Origin of the sequence: Parachryseolinea silvisoli (assembly GCF_021190955.1) — a bacterium.
Lineage (GTDB): Bacteria > Bacteroidota > Bacteroidia > Cytophagales > Cyclobacteriaceae > Ohtaekwangia > Ohtaekwangia silvisoli.
Genome location: NZ_JAIOAO010000002.1, coordinates 615011 through 639265, shown reverse-complemented (window position 1 = coordinate 639265; position 24255 = coordinate 615011). Strand labels below are relative to the sequence as shown.

General features: G+C 50.6%; 21 protein-coding genes and 2 tRNA genes. 14 read left to right on the top strand and 9 right to left on the bottom strand.

Features of this window, described 5'->3' with window-relative positions; translation table 11 throughout:
- Positions 1-38: 38 nt before the first annotated feature.
- Positions 39-653, bottom strand: a complete 615-nt coding sequence (locus tag K7P01_RS12485; protein ID WP_267293410.1) for a sigma-70 family RNA polymerase sigma factor — start codon at positions 651-653, stop codon at positions 39-41.
- A gap of 263 nt (positions 654-916) precedes the next feature.
- On the opposite strand from K7P01_RS12485, the gene K7P01_RS12480 reads away from it, so the two are divergent.
- The 4 genes from K7P01_RS12480 (at position 917) to K7P01_RS32105 (ending at position 2662) form a co-directional block, all read left to right on the top strand.
- Entirely contained in the window at positions 917-1855 is a 939-nt protein-coding gene (locus K7P01_RS12480) for an acyl-CoA desaturase (RefSeq protein ID WP_267293408.1), read from the top strand.
- A 90-nt stretch (positions 1856-1945) separates the two neighbouring features.
- Positions 1946-2018, top strand: a tRNA-Gly gene (locus tag K7P01_RS12475).
- A gap of 107 nt (positions 2019-2125) precedes the next feature.
- Positions 2126-2211, top strand: a tRNA-Leu gene (locus K7P01_RS12470).
- A gap of 172 nt (positions 2212-2383) precedes the next feature.
- The gene (locus K7P01_RS32105; RefSeq protein ID WP_397311107.1) at positions 2384-2662 is read left to right on the top strand and encodes a four helix bundle protein; all 279 of its coding nucleotides are present in this window, start codon (positions 2384-2386) and stop codon (positions 2660-2662) included.
- Positions 2663-2762: 100 nt separating this feature from the next.
- Here K7P01_RS32105 and K7P01_RS12465 read toward each other — a convergent pair whose 3' ends face one another.
- Entirely contained in the window at positions 2763-3431 is a 669-nt protein-coding gene (locus K7P01_RS12465) for a tetratricopeptide repeat protein (RefSeq protein WP_267293406.1), read from the bottom strand.
- Between the two features lie 361 nt (positions 3432-3792).
- Between K7P01_RS12465 and K7P01_RS12460 the strand changes: the two genes are divergently transcribed.
- The 6 genes from K7P01_RS12460 (at position 3793) to K7P01_RS12435 (ending at position 13176) form a co-directional block, all read left to right on the top strand.
- Complete coding sequence (locus tag K7P01_RS12460) at positions 3793-4575, top strand: phytanoyl-CoA dioxygenase family protein (RefSeq protein WP_267293404.1); 783 nt, start codon at positions 3793-3795, stop codon at positions 4573-4575.
- A gap of 355 nt (positions 4576-4930) precedes the next feature.
- Entirely contained in the window at positions 4931-6136 is a 1206-nt protein-coding gene (locus tag K7P01_RS12455; protein ID WP_267293402.1) for a hypothetical protein, read from the top strand.
- A 119-nt stretch (positions 6137-6255) separates the two neighbouring features.
- Positions 6256-8838 (top strand): XrtN system VIT domain-containing protein, encoded by a 2583-nt coding sequence (locus K7P01_RS12450; protein WP_267293400.1) that lies wholly within the window; start codon positions 6256-6258, stop codon positions 8836-8838.
- Positions 8835-10187, top strand: coding sequence for an exosortase N (xrtN, locus tag K7P01_RS12445; protein ID WP_267293398.1), 1353 nt, complete (start codon positions 8835-8837; stop codon positions 10185-10187). Before K7P01_RS12450 ends, xrtN begins: the two co-directional genes overlap by 4 nt.
- Positions 10177-10701 (top strand): hypothetical protein, encoded by a 525-nt coding sequence (locus K7P01_RS12440; protein ID WP_267293396.1) that lies wholly within the window; start codon positions 10177-10179, stop codon positions 10699-10701. Before xrtN ends, K7P01_RS12440 begins: the two co-directional genes overlap by 11 nt.
- Before the next feature lie 447 nt (positions 10702-11148).
- Positions 11149-13176, top strand: a complete 2028-nt coding sequence (locus K7P01_RS12435; protein WP_267293394.1) for an ATP-dependent metallopeptidase FtsH/Yme1/Tma family protein — start codon at positions 11149-11151, stop codon at positions 13174-13176.
- 39 nt (positions 13177-13215) lie between these two features.
- Here the strand turns inward: K7P01_RS12435 and K7P01_RS12430 are convergent, their stop codons facing one another.
- The gene (locus K7P01_RS12430; protein WP_267293392.1) at positions 13216-14061 is read right to left on the bottom strand and encodes a helix-turn-helix domain-containing protein; all 846 of its coding nucleotides are present in this window, start codon (positions 14059-14061) and stop codon (positions 13216-13218) included.
- A 107-nt stretch (positions 14062-14168) separates the two neighbouring features.
- Between K7P01_RS12430 and K7P01_RS12425 the strand changes: the two genes are divergently transcribed.
- Entirely contained in the window at positions 14169-15149 is a 981-nt protein-coding gene (locus tag K7P01_RS12425) for a zinc-dependent alcohol dehydrogenase family protein (protein ID WP_267293390.1), read from the top strand.
- Positions 15150-15159: 10 nt separating this feature from the next.
- Positions 15160-15642, top strand: a complete 483-nt coding sequence (locus K7P01_RS12420) for a YdeI/OmpD-associated family protein (RefSeq protein ID WP_267293388.1) — start codon at positions 15160-15162, stop codon at positions 15640-15642.
- 93 nt (positions 15643-15735) lie between these two features.
- Here the strand turns inward: K7P01_RS12420 and K7P01_RS12415 are convergent, their stop codons facing one another.
- The 4 genes from K7P01_RS12415 to K7P01_RS12400 form a co-directional block, all read right to left on the bottom strand.
- Positions 15736-16092 carry a hypothetical protein gene (locus K7P01_RS12415; RefSeq protein WP_267293386.1) on the bottom strand — a complete coding sequence of 119 codons (357 nt, stop codon included), beginning with the start codon at positions 16090-16092 and terminating at the stop codon, positions 15736-15738.
- Positions 16093-16102: 10 nt separating this feature from the next.
- On the bottom strand, positions 16103-17200 hold the full coding sequence (locus tag K7P01_RS12410) for a FecR domain-containing protein (RefSeq protein WP_267293384.1): 1098 nt from the start codon (positions 17198-17200) through the stop codon (positions 16103-16105).
- 233 nt (positions 17201-17433) lie between these two features.
- Positions 17434-18009: an RNA polymerase sigma-70 factor gene (locus K7P01_RS12405; RefSeq protein WP_267293382.1), complete on the bottom strand. Its 576-nt coding sequence runs from the start codon at positions 18007-18009 to the stop codon at positions 17434-17436.
- Between the two features lie 70 nt (positions 18010-18079).
- Positions 18080-19366 (bottom strand): flavin monoamine oxidase family protein, encoded by a 1287-nt coding sequence (locus tag K7P01_RS12400; RefSeq protein WP_267293380.1) that lies wholly within the window; start codon positions 19364-19366, stop codon positions 18080-18082.
- Between the two features lie 276 nt (positions 19367-19642).
- Between K7P01_RS12400 and K7P01_RS12395 the strand changes: the two genes are divergently transcribed.
- Together K7P01_RS12395 and K7P01_RS12390 are read left to right on the top strand one after the other, a co-directional pair.
- A complete protein-coding gene (locus tag K7P01_RS12395; protein WP_267293378.1) occupies positions 19643-20308 on the top strand; it encodes a DedA family protein in 666 nt (221 codons plus the stop codon).
- Positions 20309-20359: 51 nt separating this feature from the next.
- Complete coding sequence (locus K7P01_RS12390; protein WP_267293376.1) at positions 20360-22162, top strand: tetratricopeptide repeat protein; 1803 nt, start codon at positions 20360-20362, stop codon at positions 22160-22162.
- Positions 22163-22202: 40 nt separating this feature from the next.
- Here the strand turns inward: K7P01_RS12390 and K7P01_RS12385 are convergent, their stop codons facing one another.
- Both K7P01_RS12385 and K7P01_RS12380 read right to left on the bottom strand, forming a co-directional pair.
- Positions 22203-23366, bottom strand: a complete 1164-nt coding sequence (locus tag K7P01_RS12385) for an AIR synthase related protein (protein ID WP_267293374.1) — start codon at positions 23364-23366, stop codon at positions 22203-22205.
- 25 nt (positions 23367-23391) lie between these two features.
- Positions 23392-24135, bottom strand: a complete 744-nt coding sequence (locus tag K7P01_RS12380) for a 1-(5-phosphoribosyl)-5-[(5-phosphoribosylamino)methylideneamino]imidazole-4-carboxamide isomerase (RefSeq protein ID WP_267293372.1) — start codon at positions 24133-24135, stop codon at positions 23392-23394.
- Between the last annotated feature and the right edge of the window lie 120 nt (positions 24136-24255).

Here is a 24255-nt window from a genome sequence, read left to right as displayed (position 1 = left end):
ATAACAGAGAAATAAGATGGCTGGTGACCAGCCGGTGACTAGAACTTTTTGCTGATGGCGACGGCAATGTCTTTCTTCAGCTCGTGCACCAGGTCACTGGCGTTACCGAAGTGGCAAGCATTGCGAAAGCTTTCCATCAGCTTCGAGGTATCCGGCAGTTCGAAATTGATACGCGACGTTTCTTCGCTCAACTTTTTCTTGGCCCGGCAGAAAAGCTGACGGCAGTGCTCTTTTTTCTTGTCGAGCATCTCCTGCAGGTCTTCATAGTCGAAGTCAAACACTTCCTTCAGCAGATACACCGCACGCTCCAGCGGTTCAAGTTTGGTATGCAATACTTTAAAAGCAGCCGCGAGGTGGACGTCGAGATCGAGGTGCGCGAGATTGGTTTCTTTAAAGTGCTTGATGATCTCGGCCATGTTGTCGAAACAATCCTCCTTCTTCTTACGCAGCGAGTTGAGATGATTCAAACAGTTGTTCGTCACCGCGCGAATTAGGTAGGCCTTGGTGTTATCGATCTTCTGTTGATCAACACTCAGCCAGCGCACAAAAGTCTCTTGTACGATATCTTCCGCATCCTGTTTACAGCGTACCAGGTTGTAGGCGATCGTATGCAGCATCGGCTGATACAGGGCTATGGTCTGTGCGTGGCTCATGGCGTCAATCCTGTGCAAAGATACGCTAATTCGGACAAACAATTGACTACCCTCCACCGGGTAGAACGGCGGTTTACTGAACTGACGCTTGTCAGTGTAGAAGTGAACTTTTTTGGCGTATATGCAGGCGGTTTGGCAAGAATATTACATCCCCAAACTCCTTTGAACTGAATACGTTACCTTTGTGTTTGATCTGCAGGCGTGAAGAAAAAAACAGCGCCTTCGCAACCTCATCAAACACGTAAACAACCCTAATAAGCATAATGACAAATCCATCAGTAACACCAGAAGTAAGAAGCAAACCAATCATGGTTCAGGAAGTGGCGTTTTTCGCCGTTCACCTGGTCCCTTTGGCTGCTTTGTACACAGGTGCCACCTGGTTCGACTGGACGGTGTGTGCCGTACTATACTTCACCCGCATGTTCTGGGTAACAGGCGGCTACCACCGTTACTTTGCACACCGGTCGTATACAACTTCCCGCTGGTTTCAATTCGTCATCGCATTTATGTCGGAGACCACAGCGCAGAAAGGCGTACTCTGGTGGGCAGCACACCACCGTCACCATCACCGTCACAGTGACACCCCGGCCGATCCGCACTCCATGAAGATCTATGGTTTCTGGTATTCGCACATCGGCTGGATCGTCGGCCCCGACTTTAAGGAGACCGACTACAAAACCATCGGCGACTATGCCAAGTATCCCGAGCTGATGTGGCTTAACAAACATTACCTCGTACCGCCGACTATCCTGGCCCTTGTGGTCATGGCCCTCGGCGGCATCGTCAACGGAGAGGGTATACAAGATATGTTTACCACGGCCGGCTTCTCGTCCCTGTTCATCGGCTTCTTTCTGAGCACGGTAATTTTGTACCATGCCACGTTCTCGATCAACTCGATCATGCACAAGTTTGGTACGCAGCGGTATGAGTCGAACGACGAGAGTCGTAACAGCATCTGGCTGGCGCTCCTGACGATGGGCGAAGGCTGGCACAACAACCACCATTATTATGAAGTGGCCGCACGTCAGGGTTTCTTCTGGTGGGAGATTGATATAACATACTATATACTGCGAAGCTTCCAGGCGGTCGGACTGATCTGGGACCTGAAGGCAGTGCCCAAACATATACTACTTTCGAAGAACCGGGCCCATGCGGCCCAGCTAAAGCGGGAGTATGAGCAGGAATTGAAGAAATCTGCATAAACTTTCTCAAAAAAAAATGTGTGGGTATTGGAATATTACAAACCCTCACTAAATTTGCACTCCCTTAGCGAAAGAGCTAGGGGAGATCCCGCGGGAGTAGCTCAGTTGGTAGAGCACGACCTTGCCAAGGTCGGGGTCGCGAGTTCGAGTCTCGTTTCCCGCTCAAGTCGCTCCGGCAGTAGCCGTTGAGACAGAAAGAATAAAAAGTGTGGGTTTATCTCGCACTTTTTGTGTTTTAGAGCAATGCCAAAGCACTAAAACAACATCCCTGCCCGGATGGTGGAACTGGTAGACACGCAGGACTTAAAATCCTGTGGCTAGTAATAGTCGTGCGGGTTCGATTCCCGCTCTGGGTACGAAAAACAGCGTGAGAGTGAGAGCGAACACTCTCACGCTGTTTTTCTCTTCGCTCTCACTCTCACTCTACTCGTTTCGTTAGCTTCACCCCAAAACCACCCCCGTTATGTTCGATTTCGAAAAACTCGATGTCTACAAAAAAGCCAAGACTTTCAATTCCAAAATCCGGGAATTCCTCAAAACCACAAAACTAGACACCTCTACAAACGACCAGCTAAGAAGAGCTGCGTCAGCATAGTCTTAAACCTGGCCGAAGGCTCCGGATGCTTCTCCAAACCAGACCGCAGAAATTTCTACATTGCCCGAAGCTCAATTTTCGAAAGCATAGCAATCCTGGACGTCCTGAAAGACGAATCGCTCATGGAAGAAAATGAGTTTGGTGAATTTTACACTCAAGCCGAAGAGCTCTTCAGGATATTGTTTGCCAGGATTAAAAACTTACAACAGTAAACTTGATCTCATCAAAAAAATGATGCTCGCGTAACGCACCGATCACTCCATCCAGGCATACCCCCCTACACGGACCAAGGTCCCTTTAATGTCATGATGCTTACACGGATTCCGCAATGACCTCCAGACTGGGCAATGATTGATAGAGATTTTCCAGCGCGACCGGTTTGCCAATCAAGAAGTCCAACTCCATATTTTTTGCCAACGCAAGGGCCTTGGTTGCATATTTGGCTGCTTCTGTTTTTCTATTTAACTGATAGCCGAGTTGTGCCAGCAATTCATAATAGCGATGTTGTTCGTGCTCTTCACTCAAGCTACCTCCTGTAGTAGGGAAATCAATCGCCAGCTGCCAGGCTTCTTCCAACCGGGCGGTCTCGTTGCGGAGAAGTATAATTTCCGCTAACATCAAATCGGCCATGCGGTTCACACCCGTTCTTTTGTGGTCATTGTAAAATTGAAGTACGGCTTTCAGGTAGGGCTCCGCCCGTTCAAAGTTTGCACGTTGATAATAATAGTCACCCAGGATGCCTTGCGCCGCCGTGATTTCATACACCTCCTCCGCATAATCAGAAATCAACTTTTCAAGCAATTTAACACCCGCCCGCTGCGTAGCCTCGTCACGGCCCGACAGCCATTGGTCTCCTTGCACTTTCAGACAAGCCATCGCCAACGCCCTTGGTGTATTTCCCAGGCGACTCAGAAAGTCGCTTTCGATCGTTTCACTCCAGGTTTTGTTTCGGAACCAGTCATTCTTCTCCTCGATACTCATAACTATTGTAGTTGACCGTCCCTGATTCGCGCGGCTACAAAGACGTACTCAAAAATGAAACTTTTCCGGTGATTTTCCCGAGAACTCAACCACAAACGCTATACACCGGCATGGCCGGCTCCCTTGCGTCGCGGCCTGTTTCTTGGTATTTTTAGTCCATGCGGATGACACCTACATTGTAACTTCTTCTTCCCCGTCTGAAAGACATCCTGCCTTTTAATTCCGGAGGCAGCTTTTTCCTATTGCCCTTTTATCAACAACGCCGTCGTGGAACTCCCGATGGACGAGATTATTCATCACCTCAATGGCTGGTGGATGATCGGGGCGCAATAATTTTTCAAACTCATAAAGAAGAACAAAAATGTCAGCATATCTCGATACACAACAAATCCACCAATTTATCCATGACGGTTATATCTGTCTCGAAAATGCCTTCTCACCCATCCTCGCAGCAGAAGCCCGCGCGATCTTGTGGAAAGACACCGGTTGCGACCCGAACGATCCCGCCACCTGGACACGTCCGGTGATTCGCCTGGGCATGTACAATCAACCGCCCTTTATCGCTGCGGCCAATACTCCCGTTCTCCACAATGCCTTTAACCAACTGGTCGGCCCGGGCCGATGGATACCCTGCATGAGTATGGGCACCTTCCCCGTCCGTTTCCCCTCACCCGACGATCCTGGTGATACCGGTTGGCATGTCGACGCCAGTTTTCCAGGTGTTAACCCAGGTAACTATTTTGAGTGGAGGATCAACATACGGTCAAAAGGCCGGGCATTGCTCATGTTGTTTCTCTTCTCGGATGTACACGAAGCAGATGCCCCCACACGTATTCGTATAGGGTCGCACCACGACGTTGCCCGCATGCTCGCACCCGCAGGTGATGACGGTCTGTCGTTCATGGCGCTAGCCGACAGTTTATCGACACTTCCCACACGCGACGAAGTTGTGGCGACCGGCAAAGCTGGAACAGTATATCTCTGTCATCCCTTTATCGCACATGCTGCGCAATCGCATCACGGCGCAGCGCCTCGCTTCCTGGCACAACCACCGCTGTTGTCGAGAGAAGAGTTGATTTTGCAGCGTGAAGACACAAACTATACTCCGGTAGAGCAAGCTGTGCGCATAGCACTAGCGATGTAACGGTATAGATACCGGACTATTCCGGTATAAATTCTTCAGTACTACCGAAGCTCCGATCCGGGCTTCGGTATACTTTTTATGAACGAACGATACACGTTGTCCTCCCGTGTTTTTACAAACGAACTGTAATTTTCGACTCGTTACCGAAAATAAAGAAGAGATAACCCAGAGTCTAACCAGTTATCCACCAGAGATGAACTAGTCTTATAAAGGAGTGGGTTATCTATATCTATAAAATAATTTCTGAATAATTTATGTGTACTGAATATAGACCTTCGTTATATTCGCTAAACAACCGTTGTTGCCCTCGCAGCTGTTGACAAAATCAATTAGTTATTATAAACCCAGGTACACTATGGCACTTCTCGAAGGACTGACCTTTACCGGATCGCTCGGTGATTTTAGCGCATACCGCATGCGCGGATCGGACAAAATCGTTATGCGGAAAAAAGGCGGCGCCCGCCGCGACGAAATTCGTAACTCGCCCGCGTTTGCTACGGCGCGATTGTACATGACGGAGTTTGGTGGCTGCTCGCGCATGGGCAAACATGTGCGGCAATCCATGCAACAGCTCAGGGATCTGGCCGACTATAATATCAGCGGTCCCATCAATAAGATCATGAAGGTGGTTCAGAAACAAGACGAGGCAAACGAACTGGGCCGCAGGCCGATTGTTCTATCCAACCACACAAAATTGCTGGAAGGATTTTGCCTGAACCAAAAATATACACTCGATTCTATTCTCCGCACATCGATTGTTGCTTCTGTTGATGCCGCGACCGGCAGCGCGCATCTTGAAATTCCCCGGCTGCTGCGGGATATCAATTTCTTTCCGAACAACCGGCACACCCTGTTCCGTATCGAGGCGACGTTAGGCGTTGCGCCCAATTTTACGTTTAATCCGAAAGCGGGTGAATACCAGCCGCCGGCCTGGTATACCAACAACCGGCCATCGGTTTGTACCTATACGGACTGGCACTCCGCCCTGGAAGGTGCACAGGCCATGTCGCTGGACATAGCCCTGGGTGAGCTTCCACCGGATGCGAACTACAGCCTTGTACTATCGGTGGGTATTCGGTTTGGTTTTACTTCTAACAAAGGGAACGTACAAGAAGTAAAACGTGCCGGTGCGGCCAAGGTGGTAATGGTATTAGGAGGCAAGGCATCCGAAAATGTTGACCTGGGTAAAAATGCTAACGGACCGGCTACTGAAGTAATGCCAACGCCAGCTTCCGACCCGCCAGCGTCAACTAATGCCGAAGTTTCCCCGGGTAAAGAAGCGATGTTTCAACCGGATTTCTCGTATGGCCGTACCGTTATCGAATCATCTACTGCTATCGAACTGCCGGCGTTGGAGATGCCGCTCAAAACCAGTCCGGTGAAGTCGTCGCGTCTAAAAAAAGAAAAGACCTCGCCGTCGTTGGCGCGGCCGGAAGCACCCCGGGAGAATACTCTTATATATAAAGAGTCTGGCCGGGTCGACCCGTCGATGAGCTCGTACTACTGGACGATGAGTACCACTACCGGGGCTATTCCAGTGGTATGCTATTCGGCCCGCTAACAGCGCAGGTCCGGGCGTTTGATCCTTACTAGAAAAAATTCGTAGAAAGCCAACCTTTGTATCGTCTTTCCGTTTTTACTTTGTAACTCAAAGTACTTTTCTTAAGACGAACGATTGTTATGATCACCCTGGACGAAACAAAAAAGGCCGCGCCGGTTTCAGAAACCCGCGAAGTGGTCAAACCCGATAAAATTCTTTTGACAGGCTATTTTCTTCTGGCCGCATCGACCCTGTTGTTTTGCATTCTGGCGTATAGCGGCCAGGAGGTACTGCATAACATGGAGTTCCCGGCTTTTGTTGTCCATTACTCGATAGCGCTTGGTTATATGACTACACTCATAGTCCACCGCGCTTATGGGATCAGGAGAAGTTGGCTTCGTGAAAACATAGACCGCACCATCGTGCTGCTCAATCTGTTTCTGGTCAGTGCTTATGCCTTAAATCGGTCGGTGCCGGTATTTGAAGATTCAGCGTCGTGGCTCTGTGTTTACCTGGTGGTGAGCTCGTTGGTCACACTCAGCTACCGGTATTATGACTTCGTGCCACCCGCCATCAATAAAATACAGCATTTCCTGTTAGGTGCCACGTTCGTGCTTTATACCTACCTGGCACTCTATATTGGCCTGGTCTACTTTCCGGCGACCTTTGGCATTTTGGTGCTGGGTGTTGGCCTGTTGGCATTCGTGCCGATCTTCTTGCTGATCGCCTCGGCAACACTGATTCGCTACACGAAAAAAACCAACCGGGTATCGACGAATTGGATTGTGGCCGGCGTGGCGACGACGGTGACTTTTGCGCTTATATTTATTATAGAGTGGGATGCCCGCGTGCGTACCATCGAGCGGCTGGCTAACCAGTCGGTGATCTATGCCGACACCGAACTACCCGTGTGGGTAAAGATCAGCCAATCCATAAAACTCGATTGGGTTTCCGACCGCATATTGAAATCAGATTTTACTTATACAACGCCCGACGACCGTGTGGGAGAATTTAATTTTCTAGGCCGGTCCAGCTCGCAAGATGTGCGTACGCACGACCCGTTGGTATACCTCGCTATGTTCTGGCGCAAGCCATCCCTTTCACACGAAGATCGCGAAAAGATTTTGCAGGCAATTACCGACAACCGTCACCGTACCCAGGAACGACTCTGGCGTGGCGACAATCTCACGACCTCGTACACCGTGACCGACGTCGATATCTATCCGCAGCTGCGCCTGGCGTATACAGAGCAATACATGAACATTCGAAACAACAATAATCCCGGCTGGTGGGGTTCACGCCAGGAGGCGATCTATACCTTTCAGTTGCCGGAAGGGTCCGTGGTTACGTCGTTGTCTTTGTGGGTAAACGGAAAAGAAGAAAAAGCGGTGCTCACGTCCAAGCAAAAGGCAACAGAGGCGTATACTACTATCGTTGGTAAAGAGGCACGAGACCCTTCGGTTGTACATTGGCAGGAAGGCAACACCGTGACGGTGCGCGTCTTTCCTTGTACCCGGGAGGAGGAACGGAAGTTTAAAATTGGGATCACCTCTCCCCTGCCGGAAGAAAATGGCCGCATCGTATATCGTCAGGCAACGTTCCGCGGTCCGAATGCACACGATGCAAACGAGACGTTCCGCTTCCGATTTATCGGTTCCCTTGGCGATGCTACGATACCCCACGGTTTTGAAGAGAACGAAAAAGGAGAATATATCGCCGAGCGCTCCTATGATCCTGACTTCGCTATCTCGTGGAAAGCGGTTCCGATCGAGAACAATCAGTATACATTTAACGGCTCGACTTATTCGTTGAAACCGTACACGCCGGTGTCAAAACCGTTGCATCTCAGCTACCTGTTCCTGGATATCAACAATACGTGGGAGGCCGCGGAAGTAGACGCTGCCTATGCCGTGTTGACCAAGTGCAATGTGTACGCCTTCTTTGACAACGAGTTTATTCGCCTGCACGAAGACAATTGGTATGAAGTTACCAACAAGTTGCGTCAACGAAACTTCTCGCTGTTCCCTTTCCACCATGTTAAAGACACCGAGCATTCGCTGGTTGTTACAAAGGGTAGGCCGTTGACGCCGTACCTGACGGACATCAAAGAGAGCACGTTTGCCGAAAGCGTGAGCCGGTATTTTGCGGCCAATAAAAAGGTTAATGTCTTTAACCTCGTAGGTGGTACTTCCACTTACATCCGTTCATTGCGTGAGCTGCGGGCGTTCAACTTTGCCACAGGCGACGTTGATGCGCTGGCCGATCTGTTGGAGCACAATCAATTTCCCATACCGGCTGAAGATGAGAACCATATCATCCTGTACGATGCAGGGATGGTGTTAGAACGAAAGCCGGCATCAGCAGGCGCGACCGATACGGCGCCCGATCACCTGGTCCGGTTGTTTGCCTATAACAATATTATGCGCCAGGTAGGAGTACATTTCTTTAGCGATGATTTTATAAACGAAACGTTGGTGAACGAAGCGGCCTTGGCCTATGTGGTGTCGCCGGTATCGAGCCTGATCGTGTTGGAAACACAGAAAGATTACGACCGCTTCGGGATCAAAGACATTGCTAATAGCTTAGGCAACGCTACGCACAACGAGTCGGGTGCTGTGCCTGAGCCGCACGAATGGGCATTGATTGCAGTGTTCCTGTGTTTCGTGTTGTTCAACGTGGTGAGACGTTACCGCTTGAAGAGTGTAACCGCACCGCGCGTATGATGACGACAATTTTGTCATCCAGGCTTTCTACAGGGGCCAGGCATCCGATCGTGATCCTGGCGCTGGCGGGGATCGTCGGCGGTATCGCGGCGTTTCCGCTGTCGTATGTGTCGAATACCAATGTTTGGATTGGACTTTGTTTGTTGCCGTTCGCCTGTTTGATAACCGGTGAGACGCGAAAGAACTACCTCTATCTATTCCTGTCGCTGGTCATGGGTGGTTTGTCTTTGCTTTATGGGCTAAAGCTATTCTACTTTTTTGCGCTGGCATTTTATGGACTTTGGCTGGTGGAGCTCATGATCGGCAAGTGTCATCCGTTGTTGCTGGTCCTCGTGGTGTGCATGTCGCCGGCGTTTCTGCAGATCTCCGGCATACTGGGTTTCCCCATTCGACTGCAATTAAGTGCCTGGACGGGTTGGTTGTTGCAGGCAGTGGGTGTAGATATACACGTAGCGGGAAATGTCATGGTATTGGAGGGCGCTACGTTTTCGGTTGACGATGCGTGCATGGGCCTGAACATGCTGGCGATCTCGTTGCTGATGGGTGTGTTTATTCTCGGACATCGGTTTCGCGTGGAGCGGAAGCAACTGTCGGCTGGTTACATCGTGCTATTCTTCACGGCAGTGTTTGTACTGAATATTATTGCCAACTTATTTCGCATCGTGGTGTTGGTGATGTTCCGCATTGGGCCAGAGCAAGCCCTGCATGGGGGAATGGGGTTGGCATGCCTGCTGGTATATGTGGTGATACCAGTATATTTCCTGGCGGTCTTTTTAGTGCGGCAACTGGGGAAAGGTCTTAGGCCGGTACCGGTAGCAATGCCGGTGAGTCCGGGAGTGGAACTGTTGCAGTATCTTTTCGCGGCGACCCTGTTGATTACGGGTGTGACACTTGGCCAGCAATTGAAGGCACCAGCTTTTTCTTACGCGACGGTGGCGTATCAAAATCTACCAACCGAAAATTTACCGAGCGGTGTCACCCGCATTGCCACGAATGAATTTCTATTGTATGTGAAACCCATTCCGGAATTCTTTGTGGCCGAACACAGCCCCCTGTTTTGCTGGCGCGGAAGCGGCTATACCTTCTCCACGATACAAGAGCAAATTGTAGCGGGTAGGACAATCTACCGCGGGGAGCTGGTAAAAGGTAACGAGGTATTGCACACGGCATGGTGGTATAGCAACGGAGAAGTAGAGACCATCAGTCAGCTTGACTGGCGCATGCGGATGCTTCGCGGAGAGAATAAATTCTGTTTAATCAACATTACCGCCCAGGACGAAGCGGCACTGCTGCGCCGTGTAGAGGAGGTATTTCACAACAATAATCTTTTAGTTCATTATGAGAAGTAATAGTATGGCTCCTGCTATTTCGCAACCGCGGGTGTTGCGTCAGGTAAAAATGTTGCTGGTGATATTCATGGTATGTCTTGTTGTTAGTGGTTTGACAGCTTTTCCTATCGAGTGGCAGCTAAACCTTGCGCACGCCTGGGTGGTGGAGCAGGATTGGAACAACGGCGTGGCACAGTGGCTGGAACGGGTGTATCTGGGCGTGCACGAAACATATAGCCGCTATCCGTTCATTGCTTATGGCACAGACTGGCTGGCATTTGCGCACTTGGTTATCGCAGTGGCGTTTGTCGGGCCGTGGCGCGACCCGGTACGCAATGTTTGGGTGGTGGAGTTTGGTATGATCGCTTGCGTGGCGATTCTGCCGCTGGCGTTTATTGCCGGACCGGTGCGGGGTATACCGTTGTTTTGGCAGTTAATTGATTGTTCGTTTGGGGTGATCGGACTGTTGTTGCTGTGGGTATGCCGCAGAAAAATTGCGTTGTTGGAGAAGCTTGCCCCAGGTCAGACCCATTAGTATACGCTGAGCCATCCAAAAATAATTTTCGCATTTTGCCCCAAGATGTAACCGTATGCAAGCTTTCCCGTATCTTGTATCAGCATTTCACTCTACTGTTCACTTTTAAATAGAGGAAAATATGTTGGTTTTGAGTTTACATATCTTCAAGTAGCCGCCACGGTAGATTTCTTACCGGAACGATTCGGCTGTTTTTAATCCTGACAGTTTTTGAAAAGTTAACAAGGTCGTCGCATCGTGCCACGATGTCGATAAGCCTTTGTGCTTAGGTTTTAAGCGCAGCTGAAATCTATTCTCCTTTTCTCTCGCCATTGTGTTTGAATGGCAAGACGGCGGAGCTATGTATTTATAAGATCATGTCCCCCGGTGTGGGGCAAACAAAGACAATGAATGGACACAAAAAATATACATGCGTTATTAATTGAGCGCAGAGCAAAATTGCAGGCCATGGCGGTATCTCTGAAAGAGAAATTCCTGGGGTTGGACGCCGTGATCGACGAGGTCACGTCATTGATGATGCCCTGGTATCTTTTTCCGGAAGCGCAACAACGGCCGATGATCATTAACCTGTGGGGTCTAACGGGCTCGGGTAAAACGGCGTTGGTACGAGCCATCGTGGAATACTTACAATATCAGAAGCTGTATACGCACATGGACATGGGTGAGTTCGAGTCTGATTCGGCGTCGTGGATGAAGAATGTGCTCACCGACGACCTGAAGTTCTTCGATGGCAAACCGGCCATCTTTTGCCTGGATGAATTTCAGTTTGCGCGTACACTCGATGGCGAGCGACGCGAGCTGGGTAAGGATAAGCTGCGCGTGGTTTGGGATTTGCTGGACTCTGGTAAGATCGACTATGTTCCCGGCCACTATACCTCCGCGATCTTTAGCGCTGAAAAATGCTTGAGCAAGTTAGAGAAGGCAGCACGTCGCGGCGTGACAATTACGCAGGGTCGGGTAGATGCCGTCGGATTGGAAGAATTTAAGACTGTCTTCAACGGCTTCTGTTTTGAGTTTGAAAATCGAAATAAGAATCCCGAGGCGGACTACTTCTTTTCCCGGGATTTTACCGGTGGTTTGACAAGCTTGTTTAGCGACGAAGAGATCACACACGAGGTCTTGCAGCAACGCATCGCGACGCTGGACCTGCGCGGGTTGATGCAGTTGGTAAATGACGCTCAGCGTTCACAACCCCTGACGCAGACGCTGGACTTGTCCGGTGCGCTGATCTTTATACTCGGTAACCTGGACGAGGCATACACCATGAGTGGAAACCTGAATCCGGATATTAGTGCAGACGACTTCTACGAGCAGACGACAAAGATCAACCTCGCCGATATTAAACGCGCTTTGCGCAAGCGGTTTCGTGCTGAGCAGATTGCCCGGTTGGGGAACAACCACGTGATCTATACCTCGTTCAACACGGAGCATTTCCGCGAGCTGATTAAACGGGAGCTGCAACGCATTGGCACCTTCGTACAAGAGCGTTTTGGCTGGACGACGCTGTTTGATGATTCGATTGTAGACGTGGTATATTTGGAAGGTGTATTTCCGGCACAAGGAACCCGGCCGGTATTCACCACGGTCAGGAACCTGATCGAGTCGCGTATCAGCAGTCTGGCCGTTTCGGTGCTGGAGTATCAACTGCCTGTCGCGTCGATTGCCTGGAAGTTTGAAGGTGAGACGTTTGTCTATACCCTTCGGGATGCAGGCGGTACCATACTGTTGGCGATCTCGGACAAGGCCAGGTTGAAACTCGACAATCTTCGTAAAAGTGTAGATCCCGAGCTGCAGGCGCACATAGCGGTGCACGAGGCGGGTCATGCTGTGTTGGCGGCCCTTACGTTGCGCATCATCCCGACGGTCGTGGTGTCGCGGACAGCGTCAGATGCCGAGGGATTTTGCCTCGTGGATTTTCCGGAAGGCCCCATGACACGCGAATCGCTGCAGAAGGATATCGTAATTACATTGGGTGGTTATGTGGCCGAGCGCCTGGTGTTTGGCGAGCAGTTTACTTCATCAGGGGTAAGCATTGATATTGAGGAAGCTTCCCGCCTGGCGAACCGGGCGGTGCGCCAGTACGCCATGGGCACGGACCCGATTCACCTGGCGGTAGATACGTCCGGCAACGAAGATGCTTTCTTCTTGTCGGATCGATATGCCAGCGAATCGATCATGATCATCAAGGCGTGTGAGGTGGAAGCCGGGCGACTGCTGAACCGTAACAAGTTGTTGCTGCTGAAGATGGCAGAATATCTGACCACGAACTCCCGCATGGAGCAAGAGATGATTGAAGAGTATGTGGCCCGTTATGGCAAGGAAGAGTGGATTGCGCGCGATGGGTTTATCAAACGTGATCAGTATTACCGTTTTCATGAGACACTCAAAAAACAGCTCAAAAGCCTGGAGCCCGAAGAGACACAGGCCGACATTGACAGTCTGGTTTCGGAAGCCAAAGCAATTCTGTCTGCATGATATTTTAAGAGCGCAGGTTATTCCTGCGCTCTTTTAGCCTTAACGCAGTGCACACCGTTGTTTGAAGTCCGATGGATTGGTGCCCCGGTATTTTTTAAAGATTCTGTTCAGATGACTTTTATCGGTGAAGCCAAACTCATCGGCTATTTCGCCAATGCGCATGCTACTATGCAATAGCCGGTTCTCTACCAGTTGTAGTCTATAGTTGGTAATGTATTGCTGCAGCGTCTCGCCGGCATGTTTCTTAAAATACCGGCCGAGGTATGTTTCAGAGATCTGAAAGTGTTCGCTGATGACCTCCGCCCGTAACTGGTGCGGGGTGTGAATGTTGGTTTGTATATAGCGTAGAATGTCGTGGATGCGCAGCTCGCTTGTTTCGACCATCGCTGTGGGCAAGGGTTGGGAGATGTTTCGTGCGACTACAAGCAGCAAAGTATTGACGAGCTGGTTGATCAGTTCGCGGTGGTATAGGTGCCCCTTTTGGTGCTCATCCATGAGCATGTTCATCAGGTGGGGCACATACTTTTTATCGGAATCGGTCTTGAGGAGGCAGCCGGGTTCGTGGCGGGAGTTATTCAGAATCATCTCCAGCTGTGCCCGAAGCACCTGTCCTCCGCCGGACGACTGTATAAACAATGGGTTGAACCGGATGAATAAAATGCGCGACATCGTCTCGACTTCCAACAGGTGAACGTCGCCCGGTGCCACCAGGAACAGACTGCCTGGGTGGTAAGGTAGGCTTACTTCGTTGACATGTTGCCGGCCGGTGCCGGCCACCACGTATATCATTTCAAAGAAGCTATGCGCATGTTCGCCACGCGGACAGGAATCCATGGGTCCGCGCAATACCAGCTCAAACGGCTGGAGCAGGTGGTCTTTTTTCATACGAAAACTTGTACCCTGGAAACATGTAAGAATACACCAAAGTTCGGGGCTATATTGTGGAATTTTGGTGCGCCAAGCCGACGGAAGCCTGGCGTATGTAAACGTATATGAAGGCATTAGTTCTAAAAAGCTACAATACACCGTTTGTATTGGAGGAAATCGAAACACCGGAGCCAGCTGCCGGACAGGTATTAGTGAAGATCGTGGCCAGCGGCGTTAACCCGCTGGATCTGAAAATCAAGTCCGGTGCAGCGGTTCACGCACAGGTAACACCGCCGGCAATTCTTGGAATAGACATGGCGGGTTTAGTGGAGGCTGTGGGAAAAGGAGTAACGTCTTTCAACGCAGGCGATGAAGTGTACGGCATGGTTGGTGGCGTGGCGGGTTTGCCCGGCACCCTGGCCGACTATATTTCAGTCGATGCAAACTTGCTGGCCCGCAAGCCCCGCAATCTCTCTTTCCGCGAGGCGGCTGCGCTGCCGTTGATTACGATCACCGCCTGGGAAGGATTAGTGGACCGCGCGAATGTATCAAAAGGCAGGACGGTTTTAGTACATGGTGGCGCCGGAGGTGTGGGACATGTGGCGATTCAGCTGGCCCGTTATAAAGGTGCCCGGGTTTTTACCACGGTGCGGCCCGACAAAAACGAATTGGTAAAAAGCTATGGTGCTACGCCGATCGATTATACAACCACCGGCCTGGAGGAATACGTGCAGGAATATACTAACGGCGAGGGTTTCGATATCGTACTCGACACGCTGGGTGGCGCGGGATTGGACCACTCGTTCAAAGCGGTAAAGCATTACACGGGTCATGTAGTAAGTACACTGGGTTGGGGTACCCATAGCCTGGCGCCGCTGTCGTTTCGCGGGGCGACCTATTCGGGCGTGTTTACGTTGTATCCGCTCATTTCGGGTCAACATCATGCCGCGCATGGCGCGATCCTCACGGCAGCAACACACATTGCCGAGGTTGGGAAACTGAGACCGCTGATGGACCGAAAGCGCTATACGTTTGATACAGTTGAAGAGGCTTACCTGGCGATACAAAATCGTACGACGTGTGGTAAAGTGGTGATTGATATTTAACTTGTGGTGGATGTTTAAGTTTAAAGATCATATCAAAATCATCGGCATCAATCCCTATGTATCAGTGCCCGATCGAATTCTGAAAAAGATATTCGACCAGGCGGGCAAGGACAAAGGTCACATTCGCATCAAGGGGACTGTGAACGGAGACCCCTACCAACAGACATTGGTGAAATATAGCGGTGAGTGGCGGCTGTATATTAATACCACGATGTTGAAAGATTCACCCAAGCGAATTGGTGAAAAGATAGCGCTCACGGTTGAGTTTGATGGCGCGGAAAAAGAGGTATTTGACTCGCCGGAATTTCTGAAAGCCCTGCGAAAGGATAAAGCTGCTATGCAGGTATTCGAAGGGTTGAGTCCTTCCAGGAGAAATGAGATTGTGCGCTATTTGGCTTTGTTAAAGACAAAGGAAAGTTTGGATAGGAATATTCTGCGGGCTATTAATTTCCTGCATGGTCGGGAACGGTTCATGGGTAGGGATCGGCCATGAATCAAGTCTCTTACTTTATTCAAAAACTTCGCATCGTCAGAACAGGGATGTCAACAAAAAATCCCGTGTCATCCCGGTATGCTCAGCAAACGTTTATTCAAAACCCCATTTGTGCACGGACTCAGGGTAGTGTTCTTTTACCAGCTCCACGACCATCTCTACCAGGTTGCGCACGTCGAGCTCGCTTTTGCGGCCGGGAATTTTGCCTAGTAATTCGTCGCGTTCGGCGAACGCGTCTTGTGCCATGCGGGCGTAGCGCAAGCCTTGCTCGTGACGGGCGCGTGCGGGACTGACGCGCGAGTTGAGGTCGGCAATCAGGTGTGGCTTCACGGGGCTTTGCGGGCCGGAGTTGCCGTGTTGCTCGATGATTTTTTCGGCCAACTTTATTAAGGCCTCGGCTTGTTGCGGCAGCGTGTACGTTGTGGCTGCGTTGGTAGTGTTGTCGTTCATGGTTACCATACTATCCTGAAATAAGTTCGGCCGATTCTACTTCGACCTTGAGATAACTTGTCGAGGAGGAAAGGTCGCGCAGTTTTTTGCGGAAGTCGATGGGCTGTCCCGGGTAAATGACCTGCTCCGTTTTAATGCGCATGGTCTTAGGTTTGCCGCCGGGGGTGGCGTAGGTGACCTTGAGAATTACATTTTTATAGGTCGCCAGCTCGGCATGGTTCCATACCTGCCCGTATACTTCCGATTGATGTGCGCGGTCTTTTCGCCAGGCGTAGCGCGTAGTCAGGAAAGCGACCGGATTTTCTTTTTCCTTTTGAAAGGCTGGGTTGTTTGCCCGGCGCCATCCTGCATACGCGTTGTTGATGATTGCAGATTTTTTGAAGATTTGGTGGGGGTGGTGAAAGGTTGCCTGCTCGCCATGCACGACCCGTAGAACCTCACCGCGGGTATTGTCCATGCGCGAAAAGTTAACCTTTCCCTCCTTCACCGTTAAGGTTGTAAGCGTATCGGTCTCCTTTACGTTAAAGGCGGTGCCGACCACACGGGTGATGGTCGTCTTCGTCAATACACGGAAGGGCCGTGTCGAGTCGGATCGTACTTCAAAATATCCTTCGCCTTCGAGGTAGATCCGCCGTTCGGTTATGTTGAAGTTTTTGTCGTAGCTGATGCGACTGCCGGTGTTGAGCCACACACGGCTACTGTCGGGCAGGTATAAAGTCGCTACGTGATCGCCGGCGGCATGTGTAAAGCCGGGTAGGTAGGTTGACGAACCCTGGAACTGGGTATAAAACCACGCCCCCACGACCACGAATATAACGGCGGCCGCGACGCGCAACCATGGGCTGCGAAGTATGCGTACATTTTCGCTGCGCTCATCACGCTGCAGACGCGCCATGAGCCGGCTTAATTCTTCGTCGGTGCCATAGTCGGCCGATGTCAGTTTGAGGCGGCTGCTCGCCCAGATCTTTTTGGCTTCTTCAAAGACTCGCTGGTTGTCTTTCGAATCCTGTAGCCAGGACTCAAAAGCCAGTCGCTCGGAAGATTCCAGCTCACCCGACAGGTATGCGGATATTTTATTCCATCGTGGGGTTGGTGTATCTGCGTTCATCGGGTGAGTTTATACTGGAATTATACCCGCTGGGTCTTTTTTGTTACCGGCGGAGTATTCTTAACGTAAGTAGCACAGGTATACTGCGAACATGCTGAAAACAGCACGGCAGAGGTGATTAAGATTAGGCCAAGCAGACGTTTCATAAGCGTATTGTTTTAATGATTAGGTATGCTTATAGCACGCAAGGGTAACCTTACCCCCAAACGCCCCCCTAAAATTTCTTAATTATTTTACGCTTCTATAAAGATAAGCCGATAGAGTGCCAGGCCGGCAGCGGCCAGCCATGTGACCATTTCGAGCGAAAGGAAGGGTTTTAGCTCCTGGCGAAGCTTTTCGAGGGCAATACCCATCTGATTTTCAACGGTTTTGAGCGATATGCCCAGGGTATCCGCTATTTCCTGGTATTTCAGGCCCTCCTGGCGGCTGAGGAGGTAAATGCTTTTGCATTTGGCCGGCAGCCGGTCGATCGCCTGCCGGGTGCGGAGCTCCAGCTCACGAATTTCAATGGATTCCGTTTCCGGAAAGGCGCGCAGCATGTCCAGACCTTTGTAATCGTCTAACGAAAAAAGACGTTTGTGCGAACGCACATAATTATAGGCCGTGTGCACGGTGGCCTTATAAAGATAATGTTTGATCTGGTCGCCGAAGATGACGTGCGACCGGTTGTTCCAAAGCTTAACAAAAACTTCTTGCACAATGTCCTTTGCGGCATCACGATCGCACACAATATTATAGGCAAGGTCGCATAGACCTTTATGATGTTGCCTGAAGAGGCTCGCAAAATCGGCTGGCAAAGCGCTTTCCATCGTCGGACCCGAAGATCAGGGTTTTTCCGCAGGTTATATACTCGAAATATAGACGATGTAAACTTTAATCTTACAGGTGTTTTTCTGCGAGGATTTTTTCAGCGATTGTGGTACCGCTGGCCAGGGCGGCCTCGACAGTGCCCATTTCCGGGCCATTATAGTATGCTTCGCCGGCAAAATAAAGTTTGTCGTCTACGGGCACGGCGAGTATTTTGAGTGCTTCGTCGTTGCCGACGCTTTTATAAGCATAGGCGCCGCGGGCAAACGGATCGGTGACCCAGTTAAAGACCCTGGCATTGCGAATATGTTGCCGTAAGTATACCTCGGTACAATTAAAAATATAGGCCAGCGAAAGAAATGCCTCTTGTAATAGCTCATGGTCACCTTTGCGCAGGTGTTTGGTGATGGGCCCGGATAGCCACCCCGATAATAATGTAGATTGTGCAGGATTTTGTGTCCACCACGTCGGAACATACGCGTCGGAAAACAGAAAGTGCAGGTCCGGCATGACATAGCCTTCGTCTGGCTGAGGCCGTTCCCAAAACTTACCCGTAAATTCGATGAGGAATTTGATCACTCCTCCTGTCTCGATGCGACGCAATGCCTGCAGGTGCTGGACAGGCTCGGGCGAGAAGGCGACGGCCCCGGCGTTGAGTACGGCTACCGGTACCGTGATAACGATCTGGCGGCCGATATATCGTTCGCCTTCGGCGGTGGTAACTTCCACATAGTCCGGCGTGTAGCGTATGTGCGTTACGTTGTTTTTAAAATGAAAAACGACTCCTTGCGCGGCGCATTTATGTTGTAAGAATTCCATGAGCGGTCCGTATCCCTGTTTGGGCCGGTAGCCCGTCAGGTTTTCTTCGGCTGCCCATTCTTCGCGTAGGGCAAACGCACTGGCTTTGTCGACGTCGGCTGCATCGTAGCCTTCGACCAGGCGCGTGATGTTTTCGCGCAGTGCGCGATGGACATCATCGCCAAAGTACTGACGGAGGAAGGCGCCGATGCTGATGTCTTCTTTCAGGCTTCGCAGTTTGTTGTTAACGTCATCCCACCCTTCGGGCATGATGTCTCCTTTTTGCAGCCGGTGGTGTTGTACGTTCCATGTGGCGCCGTCGCCTTCGTAGAAGGGCATGTTAGCTTCCTGCATGAGGGCCGTTGTAAGCGGTAAGTTGCCGTGCATAAATTCGGCGCCGCCCTCGGCTACGGGCACGGTAAAGTTGGTGCGGAGCGTATGGATGCGGCCGCCGATGCGCTCGCGTGCTTCTAATACGGTTACGGATCGTCCGGCCACACTTAACGTGCGGGCGGCCGTGAGCCCCGCGGCACCTGCACCTACGATAAGAATATCGACCATAATGTTGAAGTCATGTTAAAATATCAAGCCCACAAAACACGAATATACGAGGCCTACTTTTTTTAACGGCAAGGCCCATGCCCGAATTGCCTGAAGTAGAGAGCTTCAAGCGTTGGGCGGCAGGTCGGCGTATTTTTGCCCGGTGTCAGAAATTATGCGATAACATAAATGTAATAATGGCCAACACCGGCAAAGTCCGGTAGGCTTTCGTTACCGGAAAGTTGGGTGGAGGGTAAAGCTTTTGTTATTTTCGCGACGTCTTGACTTTAATCTATTATGGAGCTTATAAAATCCCTCATTGACTTTATTCTGCACATTGACCACCACCTGGTGGAAATCGTTCAGGATTACCAGACCTGGACCTATCTCATTCTGTTTCTAATCATCTTTGCCGAGACCGGTCTGGTGGTAACGCCGTTCCTGCCGGGTGACTCGCTGTTGTTTGCAGCGGGTGCGATCATCGCCAAGCCGGAGACAGGATTGAACGTTGGCTTGATGCTGATTCTGCTAATTATTGCCGCCATTCTCGGCGACCTGGTAAACTATCACGTCGGCAAATTTATTGGGCCGAAGGCCTTCAACGGTAAGTTCAGGCTTCTGAAGCTGGAGTATCTGACGAAGACCCAACAGTTTTATCATAAGCACGGCGGCAAGACTATTATCTACGCTCGCTTTATTCCTATCATTCGCACGTTTGCACCGTTTGTAGCCGGTATCGGCACGATGTCGTACGGCAAGTTTGCTACTTTTAATATAGCCGGTGCAATCGCCTGGGTGACCAGCTTTTTGATGCTGGGCTTTTTCTTTGGTGGCCTGCCGGTGATCAAGAACAATTTCACCTATGTGATCCTTGGGATCATCTTTGTATCGATTCTGCCGCCAATCATTGAAATGATTCGTGAAAAACGAAAACCCAAGGCCGAGGGTGTTAGCAAAGGCTAATTTTCTTTAGTTGCCTGGCTTTTTTACCTTAGTGCTTCAATGTATACCCACATGAAGACGCGAAGCCTATTGTCTGCCATCCTGTTTTTTCTTTTTGCCACGGCTGGCCTCGCCCAAGACAACGGTTATATAGACAGTTTGAAGCGCGATCTGGAGCTGGCCAAAACGGACGCCGCGCGGCTCGCTACGTTGAAGGAGCTGTCGGGTCTCTATATGGTGCTCGATGAGGCGCAAGCGGATCGTTACGCATTGCAGATGTTGGATCTTGCCGAACAGACGCGTGACCGGAAATTAATGGTTCACGTTCTGCTGCTGGATGCGCAACGGTATTTCTCTGTGGGTGCTGGCAATCGCGATCAGGCGGCAAAGGCATTAGTATCGGCAGAAAAAGCACTGGCCCTGGCAAAGGCCAGTAACCTGGAGGGATCGCAGGCGGAGGCTTATGTCGTCCTGGCCCGGATAGCACGAAACAATGGTGAAACAGACAAGGCTCTCAATTACAGTAACCTGGCGTTGTCGTTGTCAGCTACCACAGAAGACGATTCTCTGCGTGTGATCTGTCTTGGATCTTTGGGCGATACTTACCTCGCCAAAAAAGAAAGGTTGTTAGCGTTTCGGCAATATTTACAGGCGCTTTCGATTGCCGAAGCACTGGCTCATTATGAGCCTTTGAAATTGAGTTATTACAACATGGCAGACTTTTACTACAGTCTGGATGATCATGAGAAAGCGAAAGACTATTTATTCAAGGTTCATGCGCTGACGCTTCGCTATCGAAAGACGTTGGACAGGCTATTGCTGTACCGTCAAATCGGCACTGTTTACATGGGTGCGAAACAGTACGACATCGCGATGGAGTACCACGAGCGGGTGCTGGCGTTATCGGATTCCATTCATTTCAGCGTGACCCGCGTGAACGGATATATCAGTATCCTCGAGCAATACTTACAGAGCGGCCAGACGGAGAAGGCATTAGCTTATTTCAAGGCCACACCTGATCTGACTACCTTCATGCAGCGGGCGAATCTTGAGTTTATTATTTTTCAAACGTATGGGTTCGCGTATGCCAAGCTAGGCCGATATGATTCTGCGCAGTATTTCTATACCAAAGCGGAGCCGCTGGCGGAAGCCCGCGCAAATACTTCCAACCTTTATAACTTCTACCTGCATCTTGTCCAGCTTTACAACGATTTGAAGAAGTACGACAAGTCATTAGTTTATCTACAGAAGGCATATCGCATTGGCGAACGGTCGGGTAATCTCGAGATGAAGCAAGAGGTTTCACAAGAGTTGGATTCGGTTTATCAGCAGATGGGTGATTTTAAGAATGCTTACATCTATAATCAACGCTATCACCAGTATACAGACAGCCTGAAACTATTAGCTACCGAGAAAGATCTGATGTTGTTGGAAGTGGCGGACGAAACAAAACGTCGCGAGCGAGAAGAATTGAAGGAAGCGCAGGCGCTACATGACCGGCATAACCTCCAGTACATGGGCATTACCGTGGCGATTGCTGCAGTGTTTATTGTGCTGGTCATGCTGGGTATTTTTCGGGTGTCAAAGGCCACGATCAAAATTTTGGGGTTCTTTGCGTTTATTTTCTTGTTTGAGTTTATTATTCTAATCGCCGATAATCAGATTCACCACGCCACGCATGGCGAGCCGTGGAAGATTATGTTAATCAAAATCGTGTTGATCTCCATTTTACTGCCGCTGCATCACTATCTGGAAGAAAAAGTGATTCATTATCTTACGTCGCATCGCCTGTTGGAAAGTAAGGAATCTCTAATGTCTAAATTCCGCAGTAAGGAGCACACGGAGACAGATACGGAAGCAGAGGCTCACTCGTAGGTCGTTGAGTCTTTGCAGTAAAGTAGTAACTAAATTCTGATTAGTAGGTAAATTCTCCGAACGGTGTGCGGAGGCTCACTTGCTTTTTGCCGGCTTCTACGCGGCCGACAATCTGCGCGTCGAGGTTAAACGACCTGGCGATGTCGATGACGGCCTGTGCGTGAGCTTGTGGCAGGTATATTTCCATGCGGTGGCCCATGTTAAATACTTTATACATCTCCTTCCAGTCGGTGCCGCTTTGGTCGTGAATAAGCTTAAAGAGCGGTGGGATATCGAACAGGTTGTCTTTGATGATGTGTACGTCGTCGACGAAGTGGAGCACTTTGGTTTGTGCGCCGCCGCTGCAATGCACCATGCCATGGATCCGGCTGCGCAGTTGTTTGAGCATTTCGATGATGACGGGCGCATAGGTGCGCGTGGGTGATAGCACCAGCTTGCCGGCATTGATGGGCGCGCCGGGCACGGTGTCGGTCAGGCGGCACTTGCCCGTGTAGACGAGGCCTGCGGTGACGTTGCCGTCGTAGGACTCGGGATATTTTATTGCGTAGTCTTTGTGGAAGACATCGTGACGGGCTGATGTCAGGCCGTTGCTGCCCATGCCGCCGTTGTATTCGCTTTCGTAGGAGGTCTGCCCGAACGAAGCGAAGCCTACAATTACGTCGCCTGCCTGGATGTTTTGGTTGTCGATTACGTCGCTGCGTTTCATGCGGCTAACGACGGTGCTATCGACGACAATGGTTTTTACGAGGTCGCCCAGGTCGGCAGTTTCACCACCGGTGCTGATGATGTTCAGGCCGTGGCTGCGCAGCATGGCCAGTACCTCTTCTGTGCCTTCTATGACCGCGGCGATCACTTCGCCAGGGATAAGGTGTTTATTGCGGCCGATGGTGGAGGACAATAAAATGTTATCAATGGCACCGACGCACAGCAGGTCGTCGATGTTCATGATGATGGCGTCTTGTGCGATGCCTTTCCATACGGACAGGTCGCCCGTCTCTTTCCAGTATAAATAGGCCAACGATGATTTTGTACCGGCGCCGTCGGCGTGCATGATGGTGCAGTATGCATCGTCGTGGCCAAGGTAGTCGGGCACAACTTTACAGAATGCTTTGGGGAAAAGTCCCTTGTCTAAATTACGGATGGCCTGGTGGACATCTTCTTTGGAGGCGGATACGCCGCGTTGATTATAGCGATCGGAATTCAATGGAAAGACAGTTAGCGAAAGCGAGTTATATTTCCTTTTTGATCAGGAATTGTTCCAGGTCTTTGAGGTTGAGGAGACCTTCATAGTATGCCTTGCCGAAGATGACAGCAAAGATACCCATGTCGTTGAGCCGTTTGATGTCATCCACACCGCGTACACCACCACTGGCGAGTACACAAATGTCGGGAAACGCATCGAGTATGTCCTGGTAAAATTCAAAGGCCGGACCTTCGAGTGTACCATCGTGCGATACGTCGGTGGACTTCACATACTTTAGCCCACGGGAGGCGAAATAGTCCAGGTGCTCCATGAGGCCCTGCTGCGTGCGCCGCTGCCAGCCACGGAAGAGCATCTCTTTGGTGTTGCGGTCTACAACGTCGGCGCCGAGCGTAATTTTCTCACGGCCATACGAGATGATCCATGAAGCAAAGAGCTCGGGATTGGTGACAGCAATGCTGGCGGCAGTGATATATGCGGCACCATATTCGTAGGCTTTGCTGATGTCGCCGTCGGTGGAGATGCCGCCGGTAAAGTCGACTTTTAAGTTGGTATGGCCGGCAATGGTTTCGAGCACGTGCCAGTTTATGGGGCTGCCCTTTTCGGCGCCGTCGAGGTCGACCAGGTGGACAACGTCGATTCCATGATCTTCAAACCGCTTGGCAAGGTCCAATGGGTTTTCGTTGTATGCCTTTTCACTGCTGGGATCGCCTTTTCGCATCTTGACGACGGTCCCTTTGCGAATGGCAATGGATGGAATGACCTGGATCATTTTACACGGTTTTTTCTGGCAGCGAAGTTACGATGCTAAGCCGAAAAACCCCGAACGGCAACTGAAAATCTGGAAATAATTCACCCCCTTGAAAATTGCTTTCCTGCCGGACGGAATTGC

Excerpts from the sequence above, each read along its gene's own strand:
- K7P01_RS12485 (WP_267293410.1), bottom strand. The coding sequence starts at position 653 with ATGAGCCACGCACAGACCATAGCCCTGTATCAGCCGATGCTGCATACG.
- K7P01_RS12480 (WP_267293408.1), top strand. The coding sequence starts at position 917 with ATGACAAATCCATCAGTAACACCAGAAGTAAGAAGCAAACCAATCATG.
- K7P01_RS12465 (WP_267293406.1), bottom strand. The coding sequence starts at position 3,431 with ATGAGTATCGAGGAGAAGAATGACTGGTTCCGAAACAAAACCTGGAGT.
- K7P01_RS12460 (WP_267293404.1), top strand. The coding sequence starts at position 3,793 with ATGTCAGCATATCTCGATACACAACAAATCCACCAATTTATCCATGAC.
- K7P01_RS12455 (WP_267293402.1), top strand. The coding sequence starts at position 4,931 with ATGGCACTTCTCGAAGGACTGACCTTTACCGGATCGCTCGGTGATTTT.
- K7P01_RS12450 (WP_267293400.1), top strand. The coding sequence starts at position 6,256 with ATGATCACCCTGGACGAAACAAAAAAGGCCGCGCCGGTTTCAGAAACC.
- xrtN (WP_267293398.1), top strand. The coding sequence starts at position 8,835 with ATGATGACGACAATTTTGTCATCCAGGCTTTCTACAGGGGCCAGGCAT.
- K7P01_RS12440 (WP_267293396.1), top strand. The coding sequence starts at position 10,177 with ATGAGAAGTAATAGTATGGCTCCTGCTATTTCGCAACCGCGGGTGTTG.
- K7P01_RS12435 (WP_267293394.1), top strand. The coding sequence starts at position 11,149 with ATGGCGGTATCTCTGAAAGAGAAATTCCTGGGGTTGGACGCCGTGATC.
- K7P01_RS12430 (WP_267293392.1), bottom strand. The coding sequence starts at position 14,061 with ATGAAAAAAGACCACCTGCTCCAGCCGTTTGAGCTGGTATTGCGCGGA.
- K7P01_RS12425 (WP_267293390.1), top strand. The coding sequence starts at position 14,169 with ATGAAGGCATTAGTTCTAAAAAGCTACAATACACCGTTTGTATTGGAG.
- K7P01_RS12420 (WP_267293388.1), top strand. The coding sequence starts at position 15,160 with ATGTTTAAGTTTAAAGATCATATCAAAATCATCGGCATCAATCCCTAT.
- K7P01_RS12415 (WP_267293386.1), bottom strand. The coding sequence starts at position 16,092 with ATGAACGACAACACTACCAACGCAGCCACAACGTACACGCTGCCGCAA.
- K7P01_RS12410 (WP_267293384.1), bottom strand. The coding sequence starts at position 17,200 with ATGAACGCAGATACACCAACCCCACGATGGAATAAAATATCCGCATAC.
- K7P01_RS12405 (WP_267293382.1), bottom strand. The coding sequence starts at position 18,009 with ATGGAAAGCGCTTTGCCAGCCGATTTTGCGAGCCTCTTCAGGCAACAT.
- K7P01_RS12400 (WP_267293380.1), bottom strand. The coding sequence starts at position 19,366 with ATGGTCGATATTCTTATCGTAGGTGCAGGTGCCGCGGGGCTCACGGCC.
- K7P01_RS12395 (WP_267293378.1), top strand. The coding sequence starts at position 19,643 with ATGGAGCTTATAAAATCCCTCATTGACTTTATTCTGCACATTGACCAC.
- K7P01_RS12390 (WP_267293376.1), top strand. The coding sequence starts at position 20,360 with ATGAAGACGCGAAGCCTATTGTCTGCCATCCTGTTTTTTCTTTTTGCC.
- K7P01_RS12380 (WP_267293372.1), bottom strand. The coding sequence starts at position 24,135 with ATGATCCAGGTCATTCCATCCATTGCCATTCGCAAAGGGACCGTCGTC.